Below are 25,355 nucleotides of genomic sequence, written 5' to 3'. Positions count from 1 at the left end.
CCCAGCCAACAAACCTGATCGGGGCAACGGAACAGCCGACGGACAACCTATCCTGATTGGTACTTTCGCCCCCTGATCGCCCCCCGATCGCCCAACGTCACGGCAGGTCCGACAGCGGGCTCCATGCCGGACTCTCCGCAAAGCGTGCTGACCATGACCGGGTTATCGCTGCCTTGCGCAAAGATGATCGATCCGCCGGGCAGTCGAATGGTCTGACAATCCGATCTGGCCTGAATGCCCCGGCGTTCTGATCCGTGCCTTCGTCGATCTGCCTGTCCCGCCTTTCGATGCTGCCCTTGCCAAACTTTTCGGACGCATCGTCTCCGGTCCGGTCTGGCTTACTCGGCTCCCACGGTCTGCCCCCCACCATACCGCCCTTGCCAGACTGGTCGGGCTTAGCGGACGTGACGCAAGACGGGCAACGGGCAAATCCCCTGCCCGGTGTTCGCATGGTCTGGCGGCCCGACGATTTCGCGGCTTGGCCATCTGGCATCGACGGAGCTGTCGCCCCTGGCGATCTCATCCAGTCGCAATTCGGCCCTGCTGCAACCATCACCGTCACCATCGCCGCCCAGGCCGAACTTGCACCTCTCGCCCCGCCCACACTTCCAGCACGTCCCCATGCCCGAAGGACACATTTCTCCCGTCATGATTACCAACCGTTTTTCGCAAATACCCCCCGAAACTTATCGAGGCTATCGGGCGTCACCGCCCGGACGCACGTCCCCCGTAATGATTTTTCCATCCGCCATCGATGTCCCTTTGGTGACGTCGCCGTCGCCCTCTCAGCCTTTCATATCGCTCAACAATCATCGTCGCTTTCCTGTCTTCCCGGCCCGAAACGCAAAAACCCGCAAAAGCGCATGACGCTTTGCGGGTTTTTGATCCGGGTGCATTTGTCCCGTTGACTTTGTCTTTATGGCACAAACAAAAGAACAAATAAAGAACATTTTTCCGAAAACTGGAAAAAACTTCCGATAAAAACTCACTCTCCAGAAAACGATTTGTTTTTCAATATGTTATGAATCTCGTCCCCAGCCCAATAAAAGCCGCCCGCAGGATAAATCCGGCGGGCGGTCAAGTTGACCCGTGCTTGTCCGGGCATTGGGAGTTTTCATCCCGTCAGGATCACGCCGATTTGGCGTAACCGATATCTTTCAGGGCCTCGGCAATTTCCGGCAGAATGCCCGGATCATCAATGGTTGCCGGGGTGTTGTAGGTTTCGCCATCCGCGATGGATCGCATGGTCTTGCGCAGGATCTTGCCCGACCGGGTTTTGGGCAGACGATCCACAATGGTGGCCTGTTTAAACGCCGCAACCGGCCCGATCTGATCACGGACCATGGCAACCACTTCCTTGATGATCGCCTCATGCGGGCGGTCCACCCCGGATTTCAGAACCACGAAACCAAGCGGCAATTGCCCCTTAAGGTCATCATGCACGCCAATCACCGCACATTCGGCGACATCGGGATGACCCGAAAGCACTTCTTCCATTGCCCCGGTCGACAGCCGATGCCCCGCGACATTGATGATGTCATCGGTTCGCGACATGACATAGACATAGCCGTCCTCGTCAATGAAACCGGCATCCCCGGTGGCGTAATAGCCCGGAAATTCTTCAAGATAGGCCGCTTTGAACCGATCATCATTCTGCCAAAGGGTCGGCAATGTTCCCGGCGGCAGGGGCAGCTTGGCCACCAGCGCGCCGATCTTGCCGCGCTCCAATGGTTTGCCGCCTTCATCCACCACCTGCACGTCCCAGCCACAGGCCGCGACCGTCGGCGAGCCATACTTGATCGGCAGCATCTCAATGCCGCGCGGATTGGCACAGATCGACCAGCCGGTTTCGGTCTGCCACCAATGGTCGATCACCGGTACGCCAAGGCTGTCTTCGGCCCAATGCAGCGTATCGGGGTCGGATCGTTCCCCGGCAAGATAAAGCGCCTTCAGGCACGAAAGATCATAATTGGCCATCAACGCGGCTTTGGGATCATCGCGCTTGATCGCCCGGAACGCGGTCGGTGCGGTAAACAGGACCTTGACCCGATGCTGTGATATCACCCGCCAGAACGCCCCGGCATCCGGCGTTCCAACCGGTTTGCCTTCATACATCACCGTTGTGCATCCGGCCAGAAGCGGCGCATAAACGATATAGGAATGCCCGACGACCCAGCCGACATCGGATGCCGCCCAATACACATCACCGGCCTCGACATCATAGATATTCTTCATCGACCAGTTAAGCGCCACCATATGCCCGCCATTGTCGCGCACAACCCCCTTGGGCTGGCCGGTGGTGCCGGATGTATAAAGCACATAAAGCGGGTCGGTCGCTGCCACCGGCACGCAATCGGCCGGGGCGGCCTTGGCGCATTCCGCCATCCAGTCAAAATCACGCCCGTCAATCAGGGGGGCCGAACATTGCGCGCGCTGGAACATCAGGACCGTTTCGACCTTGTGCTTCGCCTGATCAATCGCCCGGTCCAGAAGCGGCTTGTATTCGATCACGCGTGATCCCTCGATACCGCAACTGGCACTCAGGATCAGCTTGGGCTTTGCATCATTGATCCGGGTCGCAAGCTCGTTGGATGCAAACCCGCCAAACACGACGGAATGGATCGCACCAATGCGCGCACATGCCAGCATCGCCATCGCCGCCTGCGGGATCATCGGCATGTAAATGATCACCCGGTCGCCCTTGGTCACCCCCTTGGCATGCAGGGCCCCGGCAAGGCGCGCAACCTCATCGCGCAGCCGGTTATAGGTGAATGTTTCAATCGTATTGGTGACCGGGCTGTCATAAATCAGGGCTGCCTGTTCGCCGCGACCATTTTCGATATGACGATCCAGCGCGTTAAAGCAGGTATTGACCATCCCGCCTTCGAACCAGCGATAAAACGGCGCGTTGCTGTCATCAAGCACACGGTCCCATTTCCTGTACCAGACCAGATTTTCCGCAGCCTCGGCCCAGAAACCCTCCCTGTCCGTGATCGAACGATCATAGATTTCCTGATAGCGACCCGTCATTTGTGAAACTTCCTCCCGCGCGTCTGGATCTTTGCCCAAATATACGCGTCTGGCTTGTGTGCTGCGTTACCGCGACATCATCATCCGCAAATGTTGTGACATCGCCTACCCGATCTGTATCAAGGGCCGGATCAAAGACCGGACCTTAATTCGGCATCATAATACCGATTTAAATTTCCAACACCCCTTAGACATTGGTAGAGGGCGGAAAACCGGGATTTTTGCGGATTGAAATCAATCCAGAAAACATCTTTCCGCGTATGCTGTCCTATACAGATCGGAACGCCAAAAGGTGCTTACAAGAATGCCGCCTCTCGTTGTGGGCGACAATCGGAGGCGGCAAAAAATGAAGGGACTGATCCTGTCGTCAGGAGATGCATTTTTCAGGAAATCGGCACAGCCTTACCATCACGCTGTGCGGATTTTGCCAGCATCCTCTTGACGGCTAATGGGTTATTCGACTTATCTCGTCCTTGATTTCGAGCTTGCGGCGTTTAATGTCTGCGACACGGGAATTGTCTGGCGCCGGGCGGCGCTGCTCGAGGTGGAGTTCCTGCTCAAGTGCAGCATGTTTGGCAGTGAGAGCTTCGACATGGGATTGAACACTCATTCGCCTACTCCTCAGTTCTGACATTGCCCACACTTTGATGGTAGTAATTCTGTAATATGATTTCCAGTCTTTCGACGACGCAATCGTTCAAATAGTGACCCGGATAACACATAAAATGTCTCAAAAGGATCGACTTATCATTGGCATAACCGGCGCGTCCGGAGTGATTTACGGCATCCGTTTTTTGCAGTTGCTGAAAAATTCGCCAATCGAAACTCACCTGATCCTTTCGAAGGCGGCAGAGCGCACAATCGCCTATGAAACCGATTTTAAAATCCGCGATATCAAAGAGATGGCAGACGTCATTCATGACAATGCGGACATCGGCGCATCGATTGCATCGGGTTCGTTCCGCGCACGCGGCATGATCATCGCACCCTGCTCGATGAAGTCCCTGGCCGAGGTGGCAAGCGGAGTCGCAGACAATCTGATCGCTCGTGCCGCCGATGTGATGCTCAAGGAACGGCGCCGTCTGGTTCTGATGGCGCGTGAAACGCCCCTGCATGCCGGCCATATCCGCAATATGGCACTGGCCACCGAAAACGGCGCGATCATCGCCCCGCCGGTGCCCGCCTTCTATGCGCGCCCGCAATCGCTTGATGAAATGGTCACGCAAAGCTGCGGCCGTATTCTCGATCTGTTTGATATCGATTTGCCGGAAACGGCACGCTGGGGCGATACGGACGCCGCAAACCACATCCCGGTCACCGGCAAACCGCGCAAGACGGATTAAGCAATAGGGACCCCTATTGCGCCTTCGGGCTTAACAGCATGCAGGCGCGAAGCTGTTCCAGCGCGGCATCGCATTCCGGCTGGCTCAGATCAAAACGGGTGGGTGATAAATAAGCCCGTGCCGGGGCCATCGGATCACCGGCCGGGATGGTTTCGACCGCATCACACAGCAATTCCTGCTCGATACGTTCAGCCGTCAGTTCGTCATTCTTGACCTTGGCGCGAAGTTTTTGCGCACTTTCCCAATCGGCATTGCGCAAAAAGCGGCGGGTATTGCGCAACGGCACAATCACCTGTTCACGCCAGTCGCGCACGGCATTTTCAAGGGCGGATATGCTATGCGGTGCCAGCCCCTTCTGGCCAAGATAGAACATGAACAAAAGCATGTTCACATCCAGATCACATCGTTCCTGCAATTCAAGACACAACGGCGCAACGCCGTCCCGTCCATACATCTCGACCGTAAAGGTCCAGACTTCCTCAGCGTTCATATCCAACCTGTCTGTTTTTATGTAAATGCGGCCTGTTAATCAGACCGTTTTTGCCGTGCGAACCGTTTCCGGCGGATGGCCGATATAGGCACCAAGACCCTTTGCGGTCGATACCATGGTTCCATTGGTATCGACAAGCCGCGGGCCGACAATCACATCGGCCATTGCGACATCGATCACCTTGCGTTTTGACCAGGCCACAACCCGATCAAAACTTTTCTGTGCAATCAGGTCCACCGCATGGACCCCGAAGGCCGATGCAATCACCCGGTCACGCGGTGACGGTGTCCCGCCGCGCTGCACATGGCCCAGTACCGTGACACGGGTTTCCCATCCGGTCCGCGCGCCCAATTCGTCAGCCAACCAGTGCCCAATCCCGCCATAGCGTACTTTCTGGCCGTCATCACCTTGCGTCACCGCGGCCCCGTCATCGCGCTTGACCGCCTCGGCAACGATCACCAGCGCATGATTGCGCCCGCGCTTGCGAATGTTCAGGCAATGCTCGGTCAGCGCATCAAGATCATAATCCATTTCCGGGATCAGGATCGCATCCGCCCCACCAGCAACCCCGGCGAACAGCGCGATATGCCCGGCATCGCGCCCCATGACTTCCAGAATCATGATACGGTCATGCGACGCGGCTGTCGGCTGCAACCGGTCAAGTGCCTCGACCGCAACATTGACCGCCGTGGTAAAGCCCACCGAATATTCCGTTAGCGCCAGATCGTTGTCGATGGTTTTGGGAATCCCCACCAGATTGATGCCACCCATTTCGGCCAACCGATGCAGGATCGCCATGCTGCCATCCCCGCCAACCCCGATCAGGGCATCCAGGCCAAGCTTGTGATACCCGGCGATGACTTCGGCCGAACGGTCGGCAAAACTCCCATCCGGCATCGGATAATGGAACGGGTCGCCCTTGTTAACGGTGCCAAGAATCGTACCGCCAAGGCGCAGCATTCCGTCATTATTGACGTAATCGTTCAGATCAATGGCCTGCGGCGGGTCCTGCATCAAACCGTGGGTTCCCTGCCGGATGCCAACCACGTTCCAGCCATAACCAAGCACTGCGCGCCGCACCACCGCCAGAATAACCGCATTCAGGCCCGCACAATCGCCACCGCTGGTCAGAATTCCGATCCGCATCCGTATCCTCCGTCCTGTCCGATCCAAATCATAAAGCCGATTACAAATCATATGGGTTGCCAACCCGAATTCTGATAGTATTACAGGCTCTTCGCGTCGCTAACCAAGCTGGATCAAAAATGGACGAAATCAATCAGATCGCGGTTGAAAAAAGACTGCTGTTTCTGCGCGAGGAACATCGTGATCTCGATATCGCAATCGAACAATTGGCCCACGGGGCCCATCACGATCAATTGCGTCTGGGCCGCATGAAAAAGCGCAAACTCGCACTCAAGGACGAGATTCTTTATCTCGAGTCGCAGCTGGTCCCGGATATTATTGCCTGAAAGGCAACGCGCCCGTTGGTAACGGGCGTGGGTTACAGACCAAATCCTTCATCCGGATCGCGACATACGCGGCACATCAAAGCCCGCTTGGAATCCGCTGTAACTGAGCCGACTTCATTTCTTTTTCGGCACGCAGGGCATAATCCACAGATACCAGTGCCTCGTAGGCGGTGTCGCCCGCTTTGACATGATAAATGCCAAACACCGGAATAATGGTGATGTATTTGCCGTTCCAGAAAAACGGATGCTTTTTCAAACGCCGGCTGATGGCATCGCCACGCTGCCAGGCATCCTGTTCATCCATATTGTAAAGCAGCGCGATAAAATCGTTGCAGCCAAGATAACCGACCTGATGGGGTGGCATGATGAATTCGGTTATCGTCCGGTACAGGAAGGTAAACACCCCTTCCTTGCAGCCATGGCCATGACGCTGCAAAACATCATCAAGATTTGCAATTTCGCACAGCATAAGTGCCCGCGTCGTCCGGTCCGATCCGACCAGTGCCATTTCGTTTTCAACAATCTGCATGAAACTGTTGCGGCTTAACGCACCGGTGAACGGGTCACGACCCTCTGCCCGGGTCAGTTCGATCTGATGACGTTGCAGTTCCGCAAGATTATTGGTCAGCCCGTTCACACGCTGCATCAACCGCGCAATCGCCTTTTCAACAGCCGGAGTCACCTGCGCGTCGGGAATGCCAAGAACATCCGCAATGTCATGAATATTGGCCGGAACCGGGGGTTCTGCGCTCAGGATATCGCGATTGACGATATCAACCTGATGCTGATCGGGATCAGGCGCACCTTTTTTACGCACCGGCCTGCCATAGGTGTACGCGGCATAGGGATTGGATGGATACCGTCCATCGCCCGCCGCCATCGATGATGGCGTGGCGGAACCGGGTCTCGTGACTTTCATGTCTGCCCTCTCTTGTGCTACCTGCACAGAGATAAAAATTGATATGAACAACTATAAACCCAAAATACTTATACTTCACTTAAATTATCAACTGTAAGCAAGGATAAGATACCTACCCTTATGGCTACCTGACGACGACAGGAAAAGCCCCGCAAAATTATCCCGAAAACAGTGCCATATCAGGCGACGGGCAGGCTTGCATGATCACCCTTCCTGCCTATAATGCGGGCCTTCTGATAACGCGCGACAAACGGAGCCGCCAGCATGAGCGATCAACGCCCGGTCATCGGCATTATCATGGGCAGCCAGTCCGACTGGGAAACCATGAAAAATGCAGCAGATGTCCTCGATGCGCTGCAAGTCCCCTACGAAACCAAAATCGTATCGGCCCATCGCACCCCGGATCGCCTGTATGACTATGCCAAATCCGCAAAGTCGCGCGGCCTTAAGGTGATTATCGCCGGTGCAGGCGGTGCCGCCCACCTGCCGGGTATGGCCGCGGCCATGACGCCGCTTCCGGTTCTGGGTGTTCCGGTGCAAAGCCGTACGCTTAAAGGCCTTGATAGTCTTCTGTCGATCGTTCAGATGCCGGGCGGCGTTCCGGTCGGAACACTGGCAATAGGCTCCGCAGGGGCGAAAAATGCCGGCCTGATGGCCGCCGGGATCATGGCGCTGATGGATGATGCGCTGGCCGGGCGTCTTGATGACTGGCGCGCACAGCAGACTGACGCGGTCGCCGAAGAACCGGTTGATCTCGCACCGTAATGCATCAGGCGCGCCCGAACGGGCGCGTTTTTCTTTGGCATCGTCCAAATCAGCGATGCCCGTCCCTCTTGGGGAATGAAAAGGATTTCGAGGAATAAATGACGCAGGATTTCGCGACACGCATCATCGCACCGGGCAGCACGATTGGCATCATGGGTAATGGCCAGCTTGGCCGTATGGCCGCCCTTTGCGCGGCCGAGCTTGGCTATAAGGTCCATGTTTTCGGCCCCGGAACCGACAGCCCGACCGAACAGGTCTGTGCCAAGGCAACGGTGGCTGATTACACCGATCTGGATGCGCTTCGTGCCTTTGCCGCCGATGTCGATGTCGTGACGTTTGAATTTGAAAACGTGCCTCATGACAGCGTGAAACTGCTATCCGAACTGGTGCCGGTCCGTCCGGGCTGGAAATGCCTGCATCTGTCGCAGAACCGCCTGCGTGAAAAGACCTTCTGCAACGAAAACGGTATCGGCACGGCACCTTTTGCCGCCGTTCGTTCACTTGCCGATCTTGAAGCCGCCGTTGCCAAACTTGGCCGTCCTGCCGTGCTTAAAACCACCGAAATGGGGTATGACGGCAAGGGTCAGGTCAAAATCACCGATGAAACCAGCCTTGCCGACGCATGGGCTGAAATGAACGGTGCCGAGGCCATCCTCGAAGGCTTCATCTCGTTCGAACGCGAAATCTCGGTGATCGTCGCGCGCGGGGTCAAGGGGGACACCGCCTGCTTCTGCCCGGTTGAAAATGTGCATACCAATCACATTCTTGATGTCACGATTGCCCCGGCAAAGATTCCCGCCGATCTTGCCAAAAAGGCAGAAGACATCGCCACCCGTCTGGTCGAGGCGATGGAATTTGTCGGGTTGCTGGCGGTCGAGATGTTTGTCACCACCGATGGCGACGTTCTGGTAAACGAAGTCGCCCCGCGTCCGCATAATTCCGGTCACTGGACGATTGATGCCTGCATCACCAGCCAGTTTGAACAGTTCATCCGTGCCGTGTGCGGCCTGCCTTTGGGCAATCCGACCCATCACTCCAATGCGCGTATGAAAAACCTTTTGGGCCACGACATTGATGACTGGCAGGCAATTTTGGCCGAGCCCGATGCCAAGCTGCACCTTTACGGCAAGGCCGAAGCCAAAGCCGGACGCAAGATGGGCCATATCACTTGGGTTCTGCCCAAAGAAGCCTGATATCAGCCCTGAACCAAATTGAATGAATGCCCCGACCCATAACGGTTTCGGGGCATTTTTCGTTACATCACAGGCACATCGCCTGGCAGGCAGTTTCTTCCTGCCAAACTGGCATCGCGCTTGCTGTTATCCCGGCAGGAAATTCTTTTCGGGTAACAGTCTGATGAAAAAACTTCTTCTCATCCTTGCAATCATGACCGGCTTTGCATCAGCCCATGGCGCAAACAATGCCGCCCATGCCGCACCGGGGGCCGCCGGTTTCCCCGATGTGTTGCAGGGCGATCAGCTCCGGTTTGGCAATATGGTTGTCGAACTGTTTGGCATCCGCGCCCCGCGACCGGGCATGATCTGCCGGGCGGGCAGTGTCGAGTTTCAATGTGGTGCGGCTGCCGCACAGGCGCTTGACCGCATCATTGAAAACTATGCCGTCGCCTGCCAGCAGGTCTCAGATTCCCAGCTGTTCCCGATGCTGACCGAATGCCGCATGGGGCAGACCGACATCAACCGTTTGCTGCTTCGCGCGGGCTGGGCAATTGTCGATATGAACAGTTGCGATGGCAACCCGAACTGCCTGACCTACTTGTCCGATCAGGCCCATGCCAAGGAAAACCGCAAAGGCATGTGGATGGGCGATCTGCCACATGAACTGGTTGCACTGGCCGCCAAGCCAAAAGTGATTGAGGCCGATCTTCGCGACGACAAAGCGGCCCCGGCAAATAATACTGGCGCACCGTTCAGCATCAATCTTGCTGCCGAAATGGAACAGGCAAACAAACCCGACACAACGCTTCTGAGTTTCCTGATGCGCTAGACGCAATCACGCTGTTACCGCTGTTATCCAACGCAAAACGCCGCCCTGCATGGGGCGGCGTTTTGTATGAACAATGGGCCGAAATCCGTCCTGTTCTATGCGCTGAACTGGCGGCGGACCCGACCGGGCGTCGGCATGCATTTCGCCAGCTTCGCGCCAAGCTTGAACGGGGTCGCGGCAAATTTCCCGGCCTTTTTGACCGTTCCGGTGATTTTCGGGATTTGCATGACATTGCCGATCCGGCGATCAAGAAAAGCCCAGCTGTCTGCATGGCCTTCGGATTTGTCATCCAGCCAATACGCAAGGGTCGAACCATAAACCCCCGCAAGCAGCATCCGCTTGGTGTACCAGTTGTGATCGGTCGATGTGTCACCGGCGGCAATCCACATCTTGTCGACCGTACCATGCGTCAGCTTCAGGCTAAGCGGTACGTTTTGCGGCAATGTCAGATAGGAAAGGGCGGCGCGCACCGTATCCTTTTCGTGCTCTACCAGTGACAGACGGGTTTTGACCGCAGTCGCGATCCGTTCGCGGATCTTCATCGATGGCAGATCAAGCTTGTCGAGTTCCTCGACCATCTTGCGATCCGTCATCTCGACATAGGTAATGATTGCCTGACGAATACCGCCGGGGAACAGACGGTCAACCTCGCCCGTGGCAAGATCAAGGTCTTCGGCGCCGCTACGAAGGGCGGCCATCGTCCAGCCGTCGAACGGCACATGCTCAAGTGCCGCTGTGACCAGTGCCTCGCGCTGCATACGCAGGCGGTTCATGCTTTCGGAAACGGTCATTCAGGCCTCCTTGCTGTCCTCATCGGCATTTTCATCCGAACCTTCGCCAGATGATGCTGCCTGTCTGAAGGTCGTTTCAGGCGGATTGTCACGCAGTTCATCGGCAAAGCCCAGAAGCGTCATGTCTTCCATACGTTCGGGATACATCACCCCGATCAGATGATCATATTCGTGCTGAACGACGCGCGCATGGAACCCGCCGGCAATGCTTTCGACTTCGTCACCATACTCATTTAACCCGCGATACCGGATTTTGTTCCAGCGCGGCACAACGCCCTGCAACCCGGGGATGGACAGACATCCTTCCCAGCCATCAACGATTTCATCGCCAATCGCCTCGATTTCCGGATTGATCAGTACGCTTAACGGTACTTCCGCATCATCGGGATCATCGCTTTTGCGAAAGGCCGGGACATAAAAAACCATGATCGCCTTGGACTGAAACACCTGTGGTGCCGCAAGGCCAACGCCTCCGGCATCCTTCATGGTGTCCTTCATATCCGCGATCAGACGCTGGATTTCGGGATCAAGCGGGTTCTCGACCCGGTCTGCGACCCTGCGCAGAACCGGGTGGCCCATCCGGGCAATTTTAAGGATCGACATGGCTCTATATCCAACCAAAACGGCATGGCTGTAAAGCCCCTACACGTGATCTGTCGCCTAATGAGCCGACAAAACCAGCGTCTGTACCGGCCAGAGCAGCGCCTGAATACGCAGCAGCAAGGCATGCACGATCCCGACCGTCTGCACCATATGCAGGAACAACCATTCGCCCGTACCGATTTCCGGGTTTTCAAGCTGCGCATGGGTATTGGTATAGGCATTGGCAACGCACTGGCTGCCCCTTGGCACATCCTTGATCTGCTCAGGATAAAGCGGGATCATTTTGGCAAGGAATGTGCCCGGCACGGCCCGTTCCGAGATATCAAGCAATCTGTCGGTCGGGCGGAACTGACCGGCGGCGATCACCGGCTGCACGCTGGTTACCAACATCGGAATTACTTCAAACGGCAGCGACGCACACGACATTTCCGCAAGAATTCCAGCTTTGACAACCTGTGCGGAAACCTGCTGGAACCCGGCCTGGAATACGACCTCCTCGGGTTCGGCCGGTATAAGGATACCGGCTGGACGCAGTAACGGGTTAACCACATCACCAATCTGCAATGCAAACTGCTGTATCTCGCCATCGACACCCGCCCGGACAACGGTTTTGCCAAGGGCAACCTCGGCCGAACGAAGCGACGCTTCCGCACTGGCAAGCTGGGCCGACAACAGCGTTTCCATTTTGGTTTCCACGGCATTGACGTTGGCCTTTGCCGCATTGACTGCCCCCTGACGGGTGGTTAAGGCCACTTCAAGCCGTTCGACCTCCCGCCGTGAAACCGCATTGGTACCACGTGACAGAAGATCGGCCTTGACCGCCAATTCCTCGCGCACCTGTTCATAGGCACCTTGGGCTTCTTCAAGGTTACCGTTCGCCACAGCAAGATCGGCTTGCGTTACCGCCATCTGCGCACGGATTTCCTGCACCTGCTGCCGGGCGATTTCGGCCGCTTCGGTTTCAGTACGGTCATCAAGGCGGAATAACGGATCACCCGATTTTACCTGATCATCGTTATCGACATAGATTTCCACGACCCTGCCGTTCTTTTCCGGCAAAATGGTCAGGGTCCGATAGAAGGACGCGACGTTGTGACTTGACGGGTGATAATAAAAAATCAGCGTAATCAACGAAATCGTCAGGATCGCACAGCCGACAATCCCGTATCGCAGCTCGTACCAGACCGAAAACAGGGTGATTTCCTTGCCGATACGTTTCCCCTGCGCATATCGCCGGATCAGGTAATCAGGCAGGATGGTAAAAATGGAACATAACATAAGTTCAAACATCTTTACGGTCCTCCTGCTCTTTTACGCTGGGGGTACCGGTCACGACATCACCATCACCAACCTGTTCTGATTTGCCCGAGTCGCTCATTGCCCCCTTCTGCCTTGCCATTGCCTTCACAGCGTCGGCAATCGCATTGATCGGCGTATAAAAATCGGGAACCTGAACCACGGCAATCACCAGGGCCGCCAGCCAGAACAGGTTGTTATGGGTAAACAGCGCCAGAAGGGTCAGGATACTGATAAGCTGTATCTGGGTGTGATTGGCGTGATGGGCCAATCTTTCGGGCAGCGCGTGTAAACTCAGATAAAGCGCGCCAAGACCAAACACCGCCAGAACGACAGACCAGATAACAATCGTGAACAGCACGTCCGACTGCCCCGGTCCCGCAATAAAGAACGGCGCATGTGCAATTGCCGCCTCCCGCAAACTGCTTTCCATTGCTCTATCCCGCCCCTGCCCTAAGGTTTTGAACTGTTCGTGTCCGATCACTATACCCGCATCGCAACCACCAAGGGTATATTTTTCAACAGGATGCCGTTACTTTTGGTATAGAATAAAATCGGGAAGACAAAGCCAATCTCGAGCTTTCGGGATCACATTGTGGACACAACCCTATCGCCCAATGAACGCCATAGGCGAATTACCCCTTCCCTCTTTCCTTTTGCGCCGCTTTACACTATATAAAGCCCACGGTCATACAGGCCGTGCAACCAACCGGAGGGCATGATGCTCAGCCGGGTGTTTTTGTTTTTTTGAAAGGAGCGTGGTTTCCGTGCAGGTAATCGTTCGCGACAACAATGTCGATCAGGCTCTGAAAGCGCTTAAGAAAAAGATGCAGCGCGAGGGCATTTTCCGTGAGATGAAACTCCGTCGCCACTTTGAAAAGCCGTCGGAGAAGAAAGCTCGCGAAGGGGCGGAAGCAATCCGTCGTGCCCGCAAGCTGGAGCGTAAGCGCGTCGAGCGCGAAGGCTTCTAGTCTTTTTCACTTTCGGGGTTCCTCGAACGTGACTGTACGATCGGTTTTGGCTTGCCAAAATCGGACCCGTGCGCCAAGCCCGCCTCGGAGCAATCCGGGCGGGTTTGGTTTTTTAGGCTCCCATTTCCAAATCCCACTCCCCGGATCGCATAGCTGTCATTCCCGCTAAGTTTTTTGTCTTGGCATCGGATTGTTTTAAACAATTCCCCGGCAGGTCTTCTCCCGCCATGCGCAAACACCTTTGCGCCACCACCAACCAGTCAATCGGGGAGACATGACTGTGAACACACAAACCGATACCGGCAATGCCCCCGCCGGATCTGATTTTAATGGGTATTATCGACTGACCCGCGTTCTACCCGCCATCGCCGTGATGGCCGCGATATATGGCATTGCCGCACTGGTCGATTACCACATCAATGCTGTCCTGCTGACCATCGTTGTCATGATTGCACTGTGTCTTTTGCGCGTGCCAGTCCCGATCGCCCTTATCTCGGCCGCCTTGCTTGGTGCATTGCACGCCGGGATGGACACAACCACCGCCATCGGTGCGCTTAATGACAACCTTCTGGTCGGCGCACAGGTCGGCATGACCTATGTTATGATCGGTGCCTTTGCGGTTGCGATTGCACGTTCGGGCATTCTGGATCTGTTTGCCCAAAAGATCGCCGCGCGTGTTGGAAGCGATGCACAAAGCACGTCAAAGGGCCTTAAGTGGTTCCTGTTTGCGATCTTCATTTTCTGCTCGTTGATTTCGCAGAATCTGGTGCCGGTTCACATCGCCTTTATCCCGGTGATGATCCCACCGCTTCTGGCGGTATTCAACCGCCTGCGGATTGACCGCCGGGCCATTGCCTGTATCCTCGCCTGTTCGATCAGCTTTTCCTATCTGCTGCTGCCGACAGGCTTTGGGGCGATTTACCTCAATGAAATCCTGATGGCCAATGTCAACGAAGTTGGCGCGGCCTACGATCTTTCCATGACGGCCGACATGGCACAAAAGGCCATGTTCCTGCCGGTTATGGGGATTGTTGCCGGGATGCTGGTTGCGGTTTTCATCACCTATCGCAAACCGCGCGATTATGTGACTGATCCGTCTTCGGAAAGCCATATCAATCCAGCGAAGCCCGTGTCGATCAATCCGCTTCAACTGCTGGCAACCGTTGCGGCCCTTGCCGTTGCGCTGATCTGCCAGTTGCAGTTTGACAGCCTTCTGGTTGGCGCGATGATCGGCTTTGTCATTCTGGCGGCGGCGGGCATTTTCCGCTGGCGGGCACAGGACGATGTCTTCACCGAAGGTATGCGGATGATGGCCCAGATCGCCGTGATCATCACCATCGCGTCGGGCTTTGCCGGGGTGCTTGATGCCACCGGCGAAATCGCCCCGCTTGTGCAGGCAAGTGCCGAACTGATCGGCGATAACAAGGCGATTGGCGCGCTGATCATGCTTCTGGTCGGCCTGTTCATCACCATCGGCTTTGGCGACAGCTTCGCCAGCGTGCCAATCCTGGCTCCGATCTATATCCCACTCGCACTGGCCCTTGGCTTCTCGCCCATGGCGACCATCGCACTTCTGGGGGCGTCTGCTGCCCTTGGCGATGCTGGCTCGCCCGCATCAACCATCACATTGGGCGCGACATCGGGCCTGAATGCCGACGGTCAACATGATCATGTAAAGGATTCCGTGATCCCGACCTTTATCCATGCCAATTTCGGCATGGTTCTGTTTGCTTGGGTGGCAGCGATGATCCTTTGATCAAATCGGCACAATAAAGCCGGGACCAAACAAACAACCCGTCCGATATTCGTCGGACGGGTTTTATTTCGACCCGAACAGCCAGTTAAACAGACCATCGACGGCGCCGTTGCTGGTCGCATCCGACTGTGCGGCGTCTTCGCGTACCAAAAGCCCGAACTGGCTTTTATAGACCGTATAGGTATTGGCAACCTCGATATCGGTGAAAGTCGAACTGCCATATTCGGCATCAATCAGGAAATTCCAATCCGCCACCAGCTTGCCAATATCAATCCCCTTGGTCGCGCCGAGATCATAGGCCATATGCGGACGGGTGTTCTGATCTTCGATGTCCTGATATCGACCTTCCAGCCGCACCAGCTTGTAACGGGAATCCACACCAAGAATATTGGCCCATGGCTTGATCTTCACAAATTCCGCATCAATCCGCCATTGGTCACCATAAATCACGTATTTGCCGGGAATATCGTTGCCCGGCAATGTCAGATAAGCATTGTATTCCTGATCCCCGACTTCCTCGAACGTAATCCGCGCCACCGGCTCCTCGGCTGTCAGCCGGAAATAGGTGATGAAAATCCCCGAAACCGATGCCACCACCGCCAGCGACAACAGCACAATCGTAAAAACGGATACTTTCAGAAGTCGGAACACTCAGCCCTCGGGATATGATTTCTGAATAAAAGATCACGAAAATTCGTATTTATACATAGAAAAAGGGCGACCAAATGGCCGCCCTTTTCATATTCCAACAGCAAAGCCAAATCAGCTATCCAGATGCATCACAATCTCTTCACACATCTTTTTGGCATCACCGAACAGCATCATAGTATTATCCTTGAAGAACAACTCGTTCTCGATACCGGCATAACCGGCCGACATCGAACGCTTGATGAACAGAACGGTTTTGGCTTTTTCGACCTCGAGGATCGGCATGCCGAAGATCGGCGATGACGGGTCGGTTTTGGCTGCCGGGTTGGTGATGTCGTTGGCACCAATCACAAAGGCCACATCCGCCGTGCCGAAATCACGGTTGATTTCTTCCATTTCAAGCACGTCGTCATAAGGCACACTTGCCTCTGCCAGAAGGACGTTCATATGCCCCGGCATACGTCCTGCCACTGGATGGATGGCATAGCGGACATTAACGCCTTCGGCTTTAAGGATATCAGCCATTTCGCGCAACGCGTGCTGAGCCTGTGCCACCGCCATGCCGTAGCCCGGCACGATGATCACATTTGATGCGTTCTTCATGATAAAGGCCGCATCATCGCTGGAGCCTGATTTGACAGCCCGATCACCGGTATCAACGCCGCCTGCTGCGGCACCGGCTTCCACGCCAAAGCCGCCAAAGATAACGTTGAAGATCGAGCGGTTCATGCCCTTGCACATGATGTAGGACAGGATCGCACCCGAAGCACCAACCAGTGCACCGGTAATGATCAGGGCGTTGTTCTGAAGCGTAAAGCCGATGCCGCATGCCGCCCACCCCGAATAGGAGTTCAGCATCGAAACAACGACCGGCATATCCGCCCCGCCAATCGGAATGATCAGCGTCACGCCAAGAACCAGAGCAAGAATAACCAGAATCCAGAACGCGGTGTGGCTTTCAGTCGCAACAAGGATGACACCAAACACCACAATGCCAATTCCGATGGCAAGGTTAAGCATGTGCTGTCCGGTAAAGCGTACCGGCGTACCCGATACAATCCCCTGCAACTTGCCAAAGGCAACAAGCGAGCCAGTGAAGGTAATGGCACCAATGGCAACGCCAAGGCCCATTTCAATCAGGCTGGCAGCACCAATATTACCCGCAGTACCAAGACCATAGGCACCCGGCGAATAAAGCGCCGCACCTGCCACAAACACAGCCGCCAGACCGACCAGCGAATGGAAGGCAGCAACAAGTTGCGGCAGTGCCGTCATCTTGATCTTGAGCGCGATGACCGTACCAATGGCCCCGCCGACCAGAATGCCGACAATGATAGTGGTATAGGACACGACTTCGGGTGATGCCAGGGTGGTCAGAATGGCAATCGCCATCCCCACCATGCCAAGGATATTCCCGTTACGTGCCGTTTCCGGTGAAGACAGACCGCGCAGCGACAGAATGAAGCAGACGGACGCCACCAGATACAGGAAAGCCGATAGGTTTTCCGACATTGTGTGTTCCCCCTACTTCTTTTTCTTGAACATGTGCAGCATGCGCTGTGCCACGATGAAACCGCCAAAGATGTTGACCGACGCCAGCACCACGGCGAGGAAGCCCATCGCCTTGGACAGGTTCATCTCGATCGGGCCTGCCGCCAGAAGCGCACCGACAATGATCACCGATGAAATGGCATTGGTCACCGCCATCAGCGGCGAATGAAGGGCCGGGGTTACTTTCCACACGACGTAATAGCCGACAAAGCATGCCAGAACGAAAACCGTCAGGCCAAGCACCGTCGGGCTGACACCGCTTGTATGGACAACTGTGGTCGCCGAACTCGCCATGTCGCCCGCCTGATTGGCAAGACTATCGGCAAGTTTTGCGGCCTTTTCGGCCAGTCCAAGGGCTGCATCGCGCAGCTCGTTGGCGTTCTGGGCGGCATTTTGGGTTACGGATTGATCAGCCATTTGCGACCTCCTCACCACCGAATTTCGGATGAACAACCTTGCCATCACGGGTCAGCATGGTTTCGGCAATAATCTGGTCTTCGGCATTGAAGGCCAGCGTGCCCTTTTCCTTGTCGACCGACAGTGTGATGAAATTCAGAAGGTTCTTCGCATACATCGCCGTTGCATCGGTTGCGACGGAACTGGTGATGTTTTCCGGACCGATGATTTTCACACCATTGGCCGTGACAACCGTTTCACCAAGTTTCGCACCCGCGACGTTGCCACCGCGTTCGGCGGCAAGATCGATGATGACAGAGCCGGGTTTCATGCCCGCGACCATATCGGCGGTAACGATTTCCGGTGCCGGACGGCCCGGGATCAATGCAGTCGTGATGACGATGTCGGTCTTTGCCAGAACTTCCTTAAGCTTGGCCGCCTGTTTGGCCTTGTACTCGTCCGACATTTCCTTGGCGTAGCCGCCTGCGGTTTCGCCGTCGGCTGCGTCGTCTTCAACCTCGATAAAGGTCCCGCCAAGCGATTGAACCTGTTCCTTCACCGCCGGGCGCACGTCGAATGCGGAAACCACCGCACCAAGGCGTTTGGCAGTCGCAATCGCCTGAAGACCGGCGACACCGGCCCCGACGACAACGATACGTGCAGGCGGCAATGTCCCGGCTGCCGTCATCATCATCGGATAAATCCGCCCGAATTCATGGGCAGCATCCAGAACGGCACGATACCCGGCCAGGTTGGATTGCGACGACAGAACGTCCATTGATTGCGCACGCGAAATACGCGGCATCAGTTCCATGGCAAAGGACGAAACCCCTGCCACAGCCATTTTTTCAATCAGGTCCTTGCGATCATAGGGATCAAGCAAGGCGATGACGGCAGCCCCTTTTTTATAGGCGGCAAGCTCGTCGGTTTTTCCATCAACAACCGGTGGGCGCACCTTCAGGATGACATCGGCATCCTTGACGGTGGTTTTCATCGTCTTGGCAATGGTCGCACCGGCGTCGGCAAAGCGATCATCCGGTATGGCGGCGTCAGTTCCGGCACCAGCCTCGATTGCAACGTCAAACCCCAGACCGATCAGTTTCTTGACGGTATCTGGCGTAACGGCAACGCGCTTTTCCCCGGGCCATATTTCCTTTGGAACGGCCAGTTTCATCGCGTTCAACCTCCTTCCCTATCATTATAAATAAGCACGGCATTTTTGTTTTTATGTGACGCGATCCGCATCTGGTGCATCTGCATCAGACGGGCCACGATTACCCTTGCCCGGCAAGAAAAAAGGCGGTTCTTCCGCTTTAACAGAAGAAACCGCCCACTTTCCCACCACGCATTCCGAGGCAAAAAGCCTTGGCGACAAGTCAGGTCCCACCCGCCATTGGTGCTCAGGACAAACAATCAATGACGCCCTGCCTTGTCTGCGTTGGATGCAAGATGCGATTTCTTCCGGTTCGCGACAACATGAAAACCCTATAAAAAAACAGTTTAACTTGATTTTGGTTCACAATTCGCCAAAACCATCATGTGTGGATTATCACACATATTATTTCCATCCTGTAACAGGTCCTTATCCCGTACAGATAGAATTAATCCGTTGATTTACAGCAGTTTCCCCTATTTTCAGCCAACGTTGTAAGTGAATATTAATTGACAAACACAGCCACAGGTTTCCACCAAACCCGCCCCAACGCAAGCAGAGAAAGGAAAAACTTTTCTGCGTGCCCAACGATTGAAACCGGAAAATTTTGGAAAAAGCCGGCAAAAAGCCCTCGCCGAAAACCATTTTGACTGGGTATTTCCAGCCAACGATGCACGCGATCACGCCGATTCTTTTGCCGTTACACGGAAAAATTAAATCGCAAAAATGCGAAATCGGATCAGTTTTCGGGACGGTCGAGCCCGACAGCGCCAAGGGCGGCATCCTGATTGCGCGTCAAGACACCCGCATCAAAGTCCCCGACAAGATCATTGAATATCTGATACCAGTTCAGATGGGCATCAAGACGCAGGAACACCGCGCCAAGCCCGACAGCCGCCCGATCCACCAGAACAAATTCACGGGGCGGCTTGACCCCGCCGACGCGTCGCAATTCCCGATGGACCCTGCCTGCGACCTCAGCCCCGTATGCCACCGAATTGGTTTCATCCATCCGGCGTTCACGATCATCAAGGATCGGGCCATATACAAACCCAGCCCAGATATTCAGAACATCGATCAATTCACGTGACGGATTTTCAAAGCCCCAGCTTTGATAGGCAGCAACCGCCTTTTCCTCGTCCTTGTCGCGTAATGCTTCGTAAAGCGTGATCACCGCATTGACGAATTCGGGCTGAAAGATACGGATACAACCGAAATCAAGCAGGTTGACCGAAAGATCATCGCGCAGAGTATAGTTGCCCAGATGCGGATCGCCATGGATCACGCCATAACGATAAAACGGTACATACCAGGCCCTGAACATATTCAGCGCCACCTGATTGCGCGAATCCTGCGACGGATCGCTATCAAGGAATTTCTGGAATTTCTGCCCGGTCTGCCACGTCATGGTCAGAAGCCGCTTGGTCGTAAGGTCTAACACGGGTTCGGGCACATGCACGCAATCCTCATCGGCCAGCATATGGCGATACAGCAGCATGTTGCGGGCTTCGCGTTCGTAATCAAGTTCCTCTCGCAGGCGCGCGGTCAGTTCCAGCTGAATGTTTTCGGCATCAATTGCACTGTCATACCGGCGATAGATCCCAAAGGCCGCGCGAAGCTGCTTAAGGTCAGCCTCGACCGTTGCAGACATATCGGGATATTGCAGCTTACACGCGACTGTCCGACCGTCATCAAGCGTCGCACGATGAACCTGGCCAAGCGACGCCGCGGCAACCGCTTCATGGCTGAAATCGCCAAATCTTTCCTGCCATCCAGCACCGAGTTCGGTCCGCATCCGGCGTTTGACAAACAGCCACCCCATACTGGGCGCATCGGCCTGAAGCGTTGCCAGGGCCTGGGTATATTCCTTTGGCAAGGCATCGGGAATGGTCGACAGGATTTGTGCAACCTTCATCAATGGGCCTTTTAGGCCGCCCAAGGCCGAAGTCAGTTCGGCAGCATATTTCGCATGATCGATATCGCCGCCGAACATTTTCCCCGTGGCAAGGCGTGCAGCCAGCTTCCCGGCCGATGCCCCCACCTTTGCATAACGACGAACCCGCCCGCCAAATCGATTATCCTCGTTTGGGGCGGTATAATCATCGTCGTCATTGCTCATATCAGGAAAGTTCCTCCAACTCGTCGATCATGCGTTTGATCATGTTAAGGCCACGCTGCCAGAACGCCGGGTCGGACGCATCAAGACCGAACGGTGCCAGTAATTCCTGATGGCGCTTGGTGCCACCGGCTTTCAGCATGTCGAAATATTTCTGCTGGAAGCCGTCTTCGGCATTTTCATAAACGTCATACAGCGAATTCACGAGGCAATCGCCAAACGCATAGGCGTAAACATAGAACGGTGAATGGATGAAGTGCGGGATATAGGACCAGTAATATTTGTACTCGTCCTCGTAGCGGATCGCATCACCCAGACTTTCATGTTGTACGGCAAGCCAGATCTCGCAGATCTCATCGACCGTCAACTCACCTTCGCGGCGCTTGGTATGGACGCGTTTTTCAAATTCGAAGAACGCGATCTGACGCACGACGGTGTTGAGCATATCCTCGACCTTGCCGGCCAGCATAATGCGCTTCATCTTAGGGTCGGTTTCCGCACGCAGCATCGACTGGAAGGTCAGCATTTCACCAAAAACAGACGCGGTTTCCGCAAGGGTCAGCGGCGTGTCGGACAGGAAATAGCCCTGCTCGCCCGCAAGAACCTGATGCACACCATGGCCAAGCTCATGCGCCAGTGTCATCACATCACGTGTTTTGCCGTAATAGTTCAGCAGCAAGTACGGATGAGCCGACGGTACGGTCGGATGGGCAAAAGCGCCTGATGATTTACCCGCACGCGGCGGCACATCAATCCACGGATTATCAAAGAATTTCTTACCAACCTCGGCAAGCTCGGAGGAAAATTCACCATATGCCTTAAGCACGGTTTTGCGTGCGGTATCCCAATCGATATGGCGATCATCATCATCGGGAAGCGGCGCATTGCGATCCCAGTAATCAAGCTGATCAACACCAAACCATTTGGCTTTGAGGCGGTAATAGCGATGCGACAGATCGGCATGGCTGCTGGCGACTGCGGAATTAAGTGCTTCGACAACATCGTCCTCAACCTGGTTGGACAGGTTGCGTGCCGATACGGGGGTTGCGAATTTACGCAGCCGGTCGTCAATTTCCTTGTCCTTGGCCAGCGTATTGGTGATATGGGCCAGAAGCTTGATATTTTTGCCCAGCACATCGCCAATCGATTTTGCCGCTGCCTTGCGTTCCGCGACCTTGGTCGAAGACAGCATATTGGCAACATCCGACATGGCCAGTTCTTCGCCATTCATCGGGAAACGCAGATCGGCCATCGTCTGATCGAACAAACGCACCCATGCACTTGAACCGGCAACACGGCGTTCATGCAGGACCTGTTCGACCTCGTCAGATAGCTGGTGCGGGCGGAAGGCACGGTTTTCATCAAGCCACGGGCGATAACGGCGAAGGGCGGCACTTTCGTCATATTTCGCCGAAAGCACATCTTCCTCGATCCGGTTGATTTCAAGCCCGAAGAATAGCGACAGGCTGGAAATGCTGGTCATTTCTTCCTGAACGGACTGATAGAACTGCCCGATGGCGGCGTCCGAGCTATCACCTGCATAAAGCAACTGCGCAAACGATCCGATCCGGCCACAGATTTCGCTAACGGCTTCGTATTCGGCAATCGCGGCGGCAAGTTCATCACCCGAAAGACCGGCAAGCTTGCCCTGATAGGTTTTCTGGAAGGCGTCTGAGCGGGATTTGGCATCATCAAGATCGCGCCGGATGGCCGGGTCTTTGGGATCGTTATAGAGATCGGTAAGATCCCAGGTCGGCAAATTCTTGTCGATCGCGTTCATTTGTCCTCCAGACAGTCGATTATGCAATCGGGCCTTTTGCATTCCAGCCCGAAACATCCATGCCCCGATATATGATGGCCGGGCGACCTGCGCCAGTGCCGATCACGGCTTTGCATTTATAGACACACCAAACAGGGCGAATTACAGATCAACAATAGCGTTTTGATCCCGCCTTGTGAAATCGCTAACATCGATGGATATCAATGGATTTCTCCGATGATGTGAAGTCGTACTCATTTGAACCGTTCAAACATCATTTTCCGGCTGCGTAACGAAGCAATCCCTGATAACTAAAACAATGGGGTCAGGTATATCCGTGATGGAAAGTCCGGACTTTTGAGAGTCGTCGCCGACATTTGCGATCACTTTGCGGTGACAGACTTGAACAGTGACGCCAAGATCACTGTATGAAGGCAAGAGAAACGACAACAAGGCAAGGAAGCGTCATGACGAATTTGCAGGATTATGCCGATTGGCAGAACTTGCCGTCGATGTTTTTCAAACAGGCTGAAAAATACGGGGATGCACCGTTCTTGTGGACCAAGGATGGTGAAGCGGGTGATTTTGTCCCGACAAGTTGGAATGACGCCGCCGATCAGGTACGCGCGCTGGCACGGTCGCTATACAAAATTGGCGTCCGCCCCGGTGACCGGGTATTGCTGGTTTCGGAAAACCGCACCGAATGGGGCATTGCCGATCTGGCGATCATGTGTGTCGGCGCCCTAACCGTTCCGGCCTATACCACCAATACCGAGCGCGACCACCTGCACGCGATCGAAGACAGTGGTGCGGGCATTGCCATTATCTCGACCAAGAAACTCGCCCAGCCCTTCCTGCACGCAGCCCTTGATAGCGGGCGTTGCCGTCATGCCATCATGATGGAAGACTGGGGCCAAAGCTTTGTCGGCGATATCACCATAACCCGATGGGAAGATGTGATTTCGCAAGGTCGCGGACTGACAGACGACGTCGATGCATGGGTGTCGGAAATTGCGCGTGATCAACTGGCCTGCCTGATTTACACATCGGGTACCGGTGGGGCACCCAAGGGGGTGATGCTCAGCCACGGGGCGATCCTGTCAAACTGCATGGGTGCGTTTGACATCATCGAAACGCTCGGAATTGACGAAGAAGTCTTTTTGTCCTTCCTCCCGCTGTCTCATTCCTATGAACACACGGCAGGCCTTTATTTCCCGATGAGTATCGGCGCGCAGATTTACTACGCCGAAAGCCTTGATAAGCTTGCCGCAAACCTGGCCGAAGTACGCCCGACAATCATGACGGCCGTTCCGCGCCTTTATGAAATGCTCTATCAACGTATGAGCCGCATGGTCGAAAAGGAAGGCGGCTTTAAACAAAAGCTGTTTAACCTGACACTCAGGCTTGGTCGCAAGACCTATGAAAAAGAACCGCTTAACCTGATTGAGAAATTCCAGAATTTCATCTGCGAAATCCTGCTGCGCCGTAAATTGCGCCAGCGTTTCGGCGGCCGGATCAAGGCGATGGTATCGGGCGGCGGCCCGCTGAACTATGAACTCGGCGTCCTGTTTGTTTCATGTGGCATTCGCATTCTTCAGGGATACGGCCAAACCGAATTCGCCCCGGTTGTGTCGTGCAATCGGGCAGAAAACAATAAACTGCGTTCGGTTGGCCCGCCAATGGTCGGAGCCGAGGCAAAAATCGCCGATGACGGCGAAATCCTGCTACGCGGCGAAAGCATGATGAAGGGGTACTGGAACCTGCCTGAAGTCACCGCCGCCGCCATCATTGATGGCTGGCTTCATACAGGTGATATCGGCAAGTTCGACGAAGAAGGCAGCCTTGTCATCACCGATCGCAAGAAGGACATCATCGTCAATTCCGGTGGCGATAATATCTCGCCGCAACGGATTGAGGGCCTCCTGACCCTTGAAACCGAGATTTCACAAGCAATGGTTTACGGCGATGACAAACCCTATCTGGTTGCTGTTCTGTGGCCCGATGACGATTTTATGCGTGAATTTGCCAAGGAAAACGGGATTGAAAACAATATCGATACCCTTGGCGAGAACGAGGAATTCCGCAAAAAAATCCGTGCGGCGGTCGATCATGTCAACGGACGCCTTTCGACCATAGAAAAGGTCCGAAGCTTTACCTTCGCCGAAAGTCCGTTCTCGATTGAAAACGAGATGCTGACGCCATCCATGAAGATCCGCCGCCACAAGATCAAGGCGGCCTATGGTCAGGCGCTTGATACCCTGTATCAACGCAAACGCGGCGGCCAATAAGCCA

The 25,355-nt window shown here is 55.0% G+C and carries 24 protein-coding genes; 9 read left to right on the top strand and 15 right to left on the bottom strand.

Annotation, left to right across the window (positions count from 1 at the left end; all coding sequences use genetic code 11):
- Positions 1–1,128 precede the first annotated feature (1,128 nt).
- Positions 1,129–3,069, bottom strand: a complete 1,941-nt coding sequence (locus tag AUP42_RS20385; protein ID WP_269451401.1) for a propionyl-CoA synthetase — start codon at positions 3,067–3,069, stop codon at positions 1,129–1,131.
- Positions 3,070–3,475: 406 nt separating this feature from the next.
- Positions 3,476–3,640: a YdcH family protein gene (locus AUP42_RS21290; protein WP_082824869.1), complete on the bottom strand. Its 165-nt coding sequence runs from the start codon at positions 3,638–3,640 to the stop codon at positions 3,476–3,478.
- Positions 3,641–3,755: 115 nt separating this feature from the next.
- Here AUP42_RS21290 and AUP42_RS20375 point away from each other — a divergent pair, with 115 nt between their 5' ends.
- Positions 3,756–4,373, top strand: coding sequence for a UbiX family flavin prenyltransferase (locus AUP42_RS20375; protein WP_062953414.1), 618 nt, complete (start codon positions 3,756–3,758; stop codon positions 4,371–4,373).
- Between the two features lie 13 nt (positions 4,374–4,386).
- On the opposite strand, the gene AUP42_RS20370 is transcribed toward AUP42_RS20375, so the two are convergent.
- Both AUP42_RS20370 and AUP42_RS20365 read right to left on the bottom strand, forming a co-directional pair.
- Complete coding sequence (locus AUP42_RS20370) at positions 4,387–4,863, bottom strand: TIGR02444 family protein (RefSeq protein ID WP_062953413.1); 477 nt, start codon at positions 4,861–4,863, stop codon at positions 4,387–4,389.
- A 39-nt stretch (positions 4,864–4,902) separates the two neighbouring features.
- Positions 4,903–6,009: an ATP-dependent 6-phosphofructokinase gene (locus AUP42_RS20365; RefSeq protein ID WP_062953412.1), complete on the bottom strand. Its 1,107-nt coding sequence runs from the start codon at positions 6,007–6,009 to the stop codon at positions 4,903–4,905.
- Between the two features lie 119 nt (positions 6,010–6,128).
- On the opposite strand from AUP42_RS20365, the gene AUP42_RS20360 reads away from it, so the two are divergent.
- Entirely contained in the window at positions 6,129–6,335 is a 207-nt protein-coding gene (locus AUP42_RS20360; protein WP_007091089.1) for a YdcH family protein, read from the top strand.
- 76 nt (positions 6,336–6,411) lie between these two features.
- On the opposite strand, the gene AUP42_RS20355 is transcribed toward AUP42_RS20360, so the two are convergent.
- The gene (locus AUP42_RS20355) at positions 6,412–7,254 is read right to left on the bottom strand and encodes a GGDEF domain-containing protein (protein ID WP_062953411.1); all 843 of its coding nucleotides are present in this window, start codon (positions 7,252–7,254) and stop codon (positions 6,412–6,414) included.
- Positions 7,255–7,518: 264 nt separating this feature from the next.
- On the opposite strand from AUP42_RS20355, the gene purE reads away from it, so the two are divergent.
- The 3 genes from purE to AUP42_RS20340 all read left to right on the top strand — a co-directional run bounded on the left by purE (position 7,519) and on the right by AUP42_RS20340 (position 10,023).
- Positions 7,519–8,019, top strand: coding sequence for a 5-(carboxyamino)imidazole ribonucleotide mutase (gene purE, locus AUP42_RS20350; protein WP_062953410.1), 501 nt, complete (start codon positions 7,519–7,521; stop codon positions 8,017–8,019).
- Between the two features lie 98 nt (positions 8,020–8,117).
- The gene (locus AUP42_RS20345) at positions 8,118–9,212 is read left to right on the top strand and encodes a 5-(carboxyamino)imidazole ribonucleotide synthase (RefSeq protein WP_062953409.1); all 1,095 of its coding nucleotides are present in this window, start codon (positions 8,118–8,120) and stop codon (positions 9,210–9,212) included.
- A gap of 163 nt (positions 9,213–9,375) precedes the next feature.
- A complete protein-coding gene (locus AUP42_RS20340; protein ID WP_062953455.1) occupies positions 9,376–10,023 on the top strand; it encodes a thermonuclease family protein in 648 nt (215 codons plus the stop codon).
- Between the two features lie 95 nt (positions 10,024–10,118).
- Here AUP42_RS20340 and AUP42_RS20335 read toward each other — a convergent pair whose 3' ends face one another.
- From AUP42_RS20335 to AUP42_RS20320, 4 genes are read right to left on the bottom strand one after another with little or no spacing between them, the layout of a single operon-like run.
- Entirely contained in the window at positions 10,119–10,814 is a 696-nt protein-coding gene (locus AUP42_RS20335) for a COQ9 family protein (RefSeq protein WP_062953408.1), read from the bottom strand.
- A complete protein-coding gene (gene def, locus AUP42_RS20330; protein WP_062953407.1) occupies positions 10,815–11,417 on the bottom strand; it encodes a peptide deformylase in 603 nt (200 codons plus the stop codon).
- 57 nt (positions 11,418–11,474) lie between these two features.
- Positions 11,475–12,707 (bottom strand): HlyD family secretion protein, encoded by a 1,233-nt coding sequence (locus tag AUP42_RS20325; RefSeq protein WP_062953406.1) that lies wholly within the window; start codon positions 12,705–12,707, stop codon positions 11,475–11,477.
- Positions 12,700–13,146, bottom strand: a complete 447-nt coding sequence (locus tag AUP42_RS20320) for a hypothetical protein (protein WP_062953405.1) — start codon at positions 13,144–13,146, stop codon at positions 12,700–12,702. Before AUP42_RS20320 ends, AUP42_RS20325 begins: the two co-directional genes overlap by 8 nt.
- Before the next feature lie 334 nt (positions 13,147–13,480).
- On the opposite strand from AUP42_RS20320, the gene rpsU reads away from it, so the two are divergent.
- Entirely contained in the window at positions 13,481–13,684 is a 204-nt protein-coding gene (gene rpsU, locus AUP42_RS20315; RefSeq protein ID WP_062953404.1) for a 30S ribosomal protein S21, read from the top strand.
- Positions 13,685–13,958: 274 nt separating this feature from the next.
- Positions 13,959–15,440 carry a Na+/H+ antiporter family protein gene (locus AUP42_RS20310; RefSeq protein ID WP_082824868.1) on the top strand — a complete coding sequence of 494 codons (1,482 nt, stop codon included), beginning with the start codon at positions 13,959–13,961 and terminating at the stop codon, positions 15,438–15,440.
- Between the two features lie 63 nt (positions 15,441–15,503).
- On the opposite strand, the gene AUP42_RS20305 is transcribed toward AUP42_RS20310, so the two are convergent.
- The 4 genes from AUP42_RS20305 to AUP42_RS20290 form a co-directional block, all read right to left on the bottom strand.
- Positions 15,504–16,091: a hypothetical protein gene (locus AUP42_RS20305; protein ID WP_062953403.1), complete on the bottom strand. Its 588-nt coding sequence runs from the start codon at positions 16,089–16,091 to the stop codon at positions 15,504–15,506.
- A 111-nt stretch (positions 16,092–16,202) separates the two neighbouring features.
- Positions 16,203–17,600, bottom strand: a complete 1,398-nt coding sequence (locus AUP42_RS20300; protein WP_062953402.1) for an NAD(P)(+) transhydrogenase (Re/Si-specific) subunit beta — start codon at positions 17,598–17,600, stop codon at positions 16,203–16,205.
- Positions 17,601–17,612: 12 nt separating this feature from the next.
- Positions 17,613–18,056 carry an NAD(P) transhydrogenase subunit alpha gene (locus tag AUP42_RS20295; RefSeq protein ID WP_062953401.1) on the bottom strand — a complete coding sequence of 148 codons (444 nt, stop codon included), beginning with the start codon at positions 18,054–18,056 and terminating at the stop codon, positions 17,613–17,615.
- On the bottom strand, positions 18,049–19,209 hold the full coding sequence (locus AUP42_RS20290) for a Re/Si-specific NAD(P)(+) transhydrogenase subunit alpha (protein ID WP_062953400.1): 1,161 nt from the start codon (positions 19,207–19,209) through the stop codon (positions 18,049–18,051). Before AUP42_RS20290 ends, AUP42_RS20295 begins: the two co-directional genes overlap by 8 nt.
- Positions 19,210–19,315: 106 nt before the next feature.
- Here AUP42_RS20290 and AUP42_RS21465 point away from each other — a divergent pair, with 106 nt between their 5' ends.
- Positions 19,316–19,648 carry a hypothetical protein gene (locus AUP42_RS21465; protein ID WP_156484667.1) on the top strand — a complete coding sequence of 111 codons (333 nt, stop codon included), beginning with the start codon at positions 19,316–19,318 and terminating at the stop codon, positions 19,646–19,648.
- Positions 19,649–19,927: 279 nt separating this feature from the next.
- On the opposite strand, the gene AUP42_RS20285 is transcribed toward AUP42_RS21465, so the two are convergent.
- Together AUP42_RS20285 and AUP42_RS20280 are read right to left on the bottom strand one after the other, a co-directional pair.
- Positions 19,928–21,307, bottom strand: a complete 1,380-nt coding sequence (locus tag AUP42_RS20285) for an ABC1 kinase family protein (protein WP_062953399.1) — start codon at positions 21,305–21,307, stop codon at positions 19,928–19,930.
- A gap of 1 nt (position 21,308) precedes the next feature.
- The gene (locus tag AUP42_RS20280) at positions 21,309–23,084 is read right to left on the bottom strand and encodes a M3 family oligoendopeptidase (protein ID WP_062953398.1); all 1,776 of its coding nucleotides are present in this window, start codon (positions 23,082–23,084) and stop codon (positions 21,309–21,311) included.
- 446 nt (positions 23,085–23,530) lie between these two features.
- Here AUP42_RS20280 and AUP42_RS20275 point away from each other — a divergent pair, with 446 nt between their 5' ends.
- Positions 23,531–25,351, top strand: coding sequence for an AMP-dependent synthetase/ligase (locus tag AUP42_RS20275; RefSeq protein ID WP_062953397.1), 1,821 nt, complete (start codon positions 23,531–23,533; stop codon positions 25,349–25,351).
- Positions 25,352–25,355: the final 4 nt, after the last annotated feature.

This window comes from Thalassospira lucentensis (assembly GCF_001613805.1).
GTDB lineage: Bacteria > Pseudomonadota > Alphaproteobacteria > Rhodospirillales > Thalassospiraceae > Thalassospira > Thalassospira lucentensis_A.
This window is presented reverse-complemented; position numbering and strand designations above follow the sequence as displayed.

What these genes read in the sequence shown, in the direction of transcription:
- AUP42_RS20345 (WP_062953409.1), top strand. Translation starts at nt 8,118, where the DNA reads ATGACGCAGGATTTCGCGACACGCATCATCGCACCGGGCAGCACGATT.
- AUP42_RS20375 (WP_062953414.1), top strand. Translation starts at nt 3,756, where the DNA reads ATGTCTCAAAAGGATCGACTTATCATTGGCATAACCGGCGCGTCCGGA.
- AUP42_RS20285 (WP_062953399.1), bottom strand. Translation starts at nt 21,307, where the DNA reads ATGAGCAATGACGACGATGATTATACCGCCCCAAACGAGGATAATCGA.
- AUP42_RS20280 (WP_062953398.1), bottom strand. Translation starts at nt 23,084, where the DNA reads ATGAACGCGATCGACAAGAATTTGCCGACCTGGGATCTTACCGATCTC.
- AUP42_RS20365 (WP_062953412.1), bottom strand. Translation starts at nt 6,009, where the DNA reads ATGCGGATCGGAATTCTGACCAGCGGTGGCGATTGTGCGGGCCTGAAT.
- AUP42_RS20340 (WP_062953455.1), top strand. Translation starts at nt 9,376, where the DNA reads ATGAAAAAACTTCTTCTCATCCTTGCAATCATGACCGGCTTTGCATCA.
- AUP42_RS20355 (WP_062953411.1), bottom strand. Translation starts at nt 7,254, where the DNA reads ATGAAAGTCACGAGACCCGGTTCCGCCACGCCATCATCGATGGCGGCG.
- AUP42_RS20295 (WP_062953401.1), bottom strand. Translation starts at nt 18,056, where the DNA reads ATGGCTGATCAATCCGTAACCCAAAATGCCGCCCAGAACGCCAACGAG.
- AUP42_RS20320 (WP_062953405.1), bottom strand. Translation starts at nt 13,146, where the DNA reads ATGGAAAGCAGTTTGCGGGAGGCGGCAATTGCACATGCGCCGTTCTTT.
- AUP42_RS20290 (WP_062953400.1), bottom strand. Translation starts at nt 19,209, where the DNA reads ATGAAACTGGCCGTTCCAAAGGAAATATGGCCCGGGGAAAAGCGCGTT.
- AUP42_RS20335 (WP_062953408.1), bottom strand. Translation starts at nt 10,814, where the DNA reads ATGACCGTTTCCGAAAGCATGAACCGCCTGCGTATGCAGCGCGAGGCA.
- AUP42_RS20310 (WP_082824868.1), top strand. Translation starts at nt 13,959, where the DNA reads ATGACTGTGAACACACAAACCGATACCGGCAATGCCCCCGCCGGATCT.
- purE (WP_062953410.1), top strand. Translation starts at nt 7,519, where the DNA reads ATGAGCGATCAACGCCCGGTCATCGGCATTATCATGGGCAGCCAGTCC.
- AUP42_RS21290 (WP_082824869.1), bottom strand. Translation starts at nt 3,640, where the DNA reads ATGAGTGTTCAATCCCATGTCGAAGCTCTCACTGCCAAACATGCTGCA.
- def (WP_062953407.1), bottom strand. Translation starts at nt 11,417, where the DNA reads ATGTCGATCCTTAAAATTGCCCGGATGGGCCACCCGGTTCTGCGCAGG.
- AUP42_RS20325 (WP_062953406.1), bottom strand. Translation starts at nt 12,707, where the DNA reads ATGTTTGAACTTATGTTATGTTCCATTTTTACCATCCTGCCTGATTAC.
- AUP42_RS20360 (WP_007091089.1), top strand. Translation starts at nt 6,129, where the DNA reads ATGGACGAAATCAATCAGATCGCGGTTGAAAAAAGACTGCTGTTTCTG.
- AUP42_RS20370 (WP_062953413.1), bottom strand. Translation starts at nt 4,863, where the DNA reads ATGAACGCTGAGGAAGTCTGGACCTTTACGGTCGAGATGTATGGACGG.
- AUP42_RS20300 (WP_062953402.1), bottom strand. Translation starts at nt 17,600, where the DNA reads ATGTCGGAAAACCTATCGGCTTTCCTGTATCTGGTGGCGTCCGTCTGC.
- AUP42_RS20275 (WP_062953397.1), top strand. Translation starts at nt 23,531, where the DNA reads ATGACGAATTTGCAGGATTATGCCGATTGGCAGAACTTGCCGTCGATG.